Annotated in this window: 3 protein-coding genes and 2 pseudogenes; all 5 read right to left on the bottom strand. The window is 63.5% G+C overall.

What is annotated here, in order from left to right; translation table 11 throughout:
* Nucleotides 1-214: pseudogene (locus tag EN939_RS27225) on the bottom strand (hypothetical protein); the annotation flags it as partial.
* 130 nt (nt 215-344) lie between these two features.
* Nucleotides 345-1034, bottom strand: a complete 690-nt coding sequence (locus EN939_RS39350) for a hypothetical protein (protein ID WP_245456826.1) — start codon at nt 1032-1034, stop codon at nt 345-347.
* A gap of 53 nt (nt 1035-1087) precedes the next feature.
* Nucleotides 1088-1219 (bottom strand): annotated as a pseudogene (locus EN939_RS27210) (ATP-binding cassette domain-containing protein); the annotation flags it as partial.
* Nucleotides 1220-1230: 11 nt separating this feature from the next.
* A complete protein-coding gene (locus EN939_RS27205) occupies nt 1231-2163 on the bottom strand; it encodes a 3-keto-5-aminohexanoate cleavage protein (protein ID WP_127270835.1) in 933 nt (310 codons plus the stop codon).
* A gap of 29 nt (nt 2164-2192) precedes the next feature.
* Complete coding sequence (locus EN939_RS27200; protein WP_127270834.1) at nt 2193-3041, bottom strand: carbohydrate ABC transporter permease; 849 nt, start codon at nt 3039-3041, stop codon at nt 2193-2195.
* Nucleotides 3042-3131: the final 90 nt, after the last annotated feature.

Below are 3131 nucleotides of genomic sequence, written 5' to 3'. Positions count from 1 at the left end.
GAAGCGCGCTCGGCAAACCAAGCAGCCACAGCGCCTGCTCCTGCCGCAGCGTGGCCGCCCCGGCCTGCAACGCGACAACGACGTCGGCCATGGCGTAGGCAAAAAGGGCCCAGCCACCAAGCCCGATCCAGGCAAGGTCGCGGCGGCGCATCGAGCGCAAGCCAGCCGAGAGTTCGCGTCGGAGCAAGGTCAGGACAAGCCCGTCGTGCCGCATTGTTCCATCTTCGTGATCGGGCCTCAAAGCCGGTTGGATATCGACATAGGTCGGTGACGATTGTGCCGCCAGTAGGGCCGTAGCGGCTCAGCCTCCCACAGAGGTTTGGCGGTTACATTCTTCAGCGCCATCAGGAGATAGCCCTGCATCGTCGCCTGAAGGCTGGTCGTGGCGGTGCGCACCCCGCCGTCGCGTCCTTCACCGCCGCTTCGTCAAAGGGTTTGGCTGTTTGTGCCGCCGCCACAATGGTGCCCGCGGCACGCAGTTCGCGCAGTGCCTGGAAGGTGCGAGCGCCGTTGTCGCGCAGCACGCCACGGAACTCCTTCCTTACCTCGGGCGGATAAGTGCTGGCAATCTCCGACAACAGCACGCGCGCGCCGCGCCCTTGCGCAGGCCGTGCAAGGCATAGCCGAGCAGGAAGAAGTTGACCCCGAGCGAAAGGGCGAGCACCACCAGCGTCGCCGTCCATATCCGGGAACGCTTCAAAGCGAGCCCTCCTCTGCCGGATCATCCGGGACACGCCATAAGCCAGCGACGATCCCGACGCCAGCGCCAGAAGCTCCATATCGGACGGATCGTCCTGCAGCCGCGCCGCCTGGTAGCCTGCCAGCGTCGCCGCTATGAGCGCGGCAGCAGCGCAGGCGGCAAACCCGGCCCGACTCAAGAGCAGGCGCGGCAGGAAGGACGGCCGGCTCGAACCGGCTTCGATGCGGGCTAGCACCTTGCGCGCCAGCGCCTGATCGTCTCCCTCGGCCAGCGCCGCCTCGAGCACGAGACGGTCGAGCGCGGCATCCGGATCGTCATTCCGCTCCGCCGCCATCAAGGCCAGCGCCTGCTGGCGGAAAGGCGCCGGCCATGTTTCGACGGTATCGAGGTCGACTTGCCGCAGCCGGACGGTCCGACGAGGATGACGAACTCACCGGACGCGATGTCGACAGATACGTCGTGGATAACCTTCGCCTTGCCAAGGGCTCTCTCGACGCCCGATATGGTGACCGCACTCATTAGTGTTTTCCTCAGAAAGAGACCTTGTCGCCACCCTTGAGCTGCAAAATTTGCCGCGCCTCGTCAGGGGTGGCCACCGAGGCACCGAGCCCCTCAATGATCTGGCGGACCTTCTTCACCTGCTCGGCGTTGGATTTCGCCAGCTGGCCCTTGCCGATCCACAGCGAGTCCTCAAGCCCGACGCGCACATTGCCTCCAAGCGCAATCGCCTGGGTGGCGATCGGCAGTTGGCTTCGGCCCGCGCCCAGCACCGACCAGTGGTAGTCCCGCCCAAACAGGCGGTCGGCGGTGCGCTTCATATGCGCGACATCCTCCGGATGGGTGCCGATGCCGCCAAGGATACCGAACACGCTCTGGACAAAGAACGGCGCCTTGACCAGGCCGCGCTCGACGAAATGGGCGAGCGTATAGAGATGGCCGATGTCGTAACACTCGATTTCGAAACGGGTGCCGTTCTCCGCACAGGTGCGCAATATGTGCTCGATATCGCCAAAGGTGTTGCGGAAGATGCGGTCGCGCGAGCCTTCGAGATATGGAAGCTCCCAATCATGTTCGAAGGTCTTGAAGCGCTCCAGCATCGGATAGAGGCCGAAATTCATCGAGCCCATGTTGAGCGAGGCGACTTCCGGCGCAAAGGTCGCCGCCGGCTTGACCCGCTCCTCGACGCTCATCGTCGCGGCGCCGCCGGTGGTGATGTTGATCACGCAGTCCGAGCGCTGCTTGATCACCCTGAGGAAGGGCGCGAAGGCCTCGGTCGACTGGTCGGGACGGCCATCGACGGGGTTGCGCGCATGCAGATGGACGATGGCAGCGCCGGCCTCCGCCGCGCCGATCGCGGCCTCGGCGATGTCTTGTGCGCTCACCGGCAGATGCGGCGACATTGACGGCGTGTGGATCGAGCCGGTGACCGCGCAGGTGATGATGATCTTGTTCTGGTTCGCCACTTGAAACAATCCTCGTTACTGACAGTGCCTTATTTCACCGCACCCTGAGTGATGCCGGAGATGAACTGCTTCGACAGAACGATGTAGAGCAGCGTGATCGGCAACGCCGCCAGCGTCAGCCCGGTGAATAGCACGCCCCAGTCGGTGGTGAATTCGCCGACGAGGACGGTGAGGCCCTGCGGCAGCGTCTTGAGATTGTCGGAGGTGATCAGCACCAGCGGGAAGAAGAAGTCGTTCCAGATGGGCACGGCGTTCTGGATTGCGACGATGACGAGCGCCGGGCGCGCCAGCGGCAGCATGATCGATCGCATGATGCGAAATTCGCTGGCGCCGTCCATGCGCGCCGACTCTTCCAGTTCGCGCGGCAAAGTCCGGAGGAAGCCGGTCATGATGAACACCGCCGAGGGAATGCCCATGGCGACATAGACCAGCACCAGGCCGGCATAGCTGTCGACCAGCCTCAGCGAATCCAGCTGGATGAACAGCGGAATGATCGCCAGTTTCAGCGGCACGGTCATGCCGCTGAGGAAAAACATCAGCACCAGCGCGCTCAGCCTGAACTGGTAGCGGGCAATCGCATAGGCGGCCATGGTGCTGAACAGAAGGATCAGCGCCACCGCGGCCATGGTGATGCCGACGGAATTGGCGAGGTAGCGCACGAAATTGGTTTCGCTCCACACCCGCTCGGCATTGGCCAGCGAGAAGTGCGCCGGCAGGGCGAAGGGCGAGCTGAAGATCTCGGCATTGGTCTTGAAGGACGACATCACCATGACGAACAGCGGATAGATCATGATGACGGCATTGACCGCCAGCATCAGCTGGATGGCGCCGTTCTTCAACAGCTCGCCGGGTTCCCTGGTGCCGTTTGTTTCGCTCACAGTTCGATCTCACGACGGCGCAGATAGCGAAGCGCGATAGCGGTGACGCCGGCAACGATGATGAACATCATCACGGCCAGTGCGCTACCC

This window comes from Mesorhizobium sp. M7A.F.Ca.CA.002.05.1.1 (genome assembly GCF_003998335.1).
GTDB lineage: Bacteria > Pseudomonadota > Alphaproteobacteria > Rhizobiales > Rhizobiaceae > Mesorhizobium.
Note: the sequence above shows the minus strand (reverse complement) of the source record. Positions and strands in the feature narration are given on the sequence as shown.

What these genes read in the sequence shown, in the direction of transcription:
- EN939_RS39350 (WP_245456826.1), bottom strand. Translation starts at nt 1,034, where the DNA reads ATGGCGGCGGAGCGGAATGACGATCCGGATGCCGCGCTCGACCGTCTC.